The sequence below is a fragment of the Syntrophomonas sp. UBA5494 genome, assembly GCF_002426325.1.
The window spans coordinates 3598-4701 of sequence record NZ_DIPG01000139.1; the positions used below are offsets into that span (position 1 = coordinate 3598).

1 protein-coding gene is annotated in these 1104 nt (G+C 46.3%); it reads left to right on the forward strand.

Features of this window, described 5'->3' with window-relative positions; all coding sequences use genetic code 11:
• Positions 1-91 precede the first annotated feature (91 nt).
• The coding region (gene hydF, locus B3W37_RS15565) for a [FeFe] hydrogenase H-cluster maturation GTPase HydF (RefSeq protein WP_483176354.1) at positions 92-1104 on the forward strand (1013 nt) is incomplete at its 3' end.

The following is a 1104-nucleotide window of genomic DNA, read 5'->3' on the forward strand; positions in this document are numbered from 1 at the left end:
GGATACGAGATAATAGTTGATCGAGGTGATTTTAAGCCCTTGCAACCAGAATTAGCTTAACCTCAACTTCCGGTGGAAAGGAGCAAAAAGTTTGAATAATACACCCAGAGCCAACCGGTTGCATATCGGTATTTTTGGCAAGCGCAACAGCGGAAAGTCATCGCTTATTAACGCTATTACAGGTCACGAAACCGCCCTGGTATCTGAAGTTGCAGGCACAACGGCAGATCCGGTATATAAATCCATGGAAATTTACCCCATCGGTCCCTGTGTTTTGATTGACACGGCCGGCTTTGACGATGAGGGAGCAATTGGCGAATTGAGAGTGGAAAAATCCAAGGAGGCAGCCCAAAAAACGGATATTGCACTAATCATCTTTGGCGAAGATACCGTAATTGATAGAGAAAAAGAATGGATCAACGAGTTTAAAAAGAGAAACATTCCGGCCATTGCCGTGCTGAACAAATCTGATTTGATAAGCAATACCGAGGCGGTTAGCAACTATATAGAAAATAATATCGGAATCAAGCCGATTGTGGTCAGCGCCAAAAACAAAAATGGCATTGAGCAGATTCGCACCGCCATTATACGCCATTTGCCTGAAGATTACGATGCTAAAACCATTACCGGCGGAATTGTTCAGAACGGAGATCTGGTACTGCTGGTTATGCCTCAGGATATTCAGGCTCCGAAAGGGCGGTTGATTCTTCCCCAGGTGCAAACACTGCGGGAACTGCTGGATAAAAAATGCGTTGTTTTAAGTGCCACCACCGATAAACTGGATGACGCACTTAAAGCCCTGGCCAAGCCCCCTAACGTGATTATCACCGACTCCCAGGTTTTTAAAACGGTTTACGAAAGAAAGCCTGAAGAAAGCAAGCTCACTTCGTTTTCGGTACTATTTGCCGGCTATAAGGGTGATCTGGATTATTACACCCAAAGCGCTGCAGCCATAGACAGTTTAACCGAGGACTCCAGAGTTCTAATTGCGGAGGCCTGCACTCATGCACCATTGGCCGAAGATATCGGGAGGGAAAAAATCCCCCGGCTGCTTCGGCAAAAGGTGGGGCAGAAGCTCACCGTTGATATTGTCAGTGGCAATGA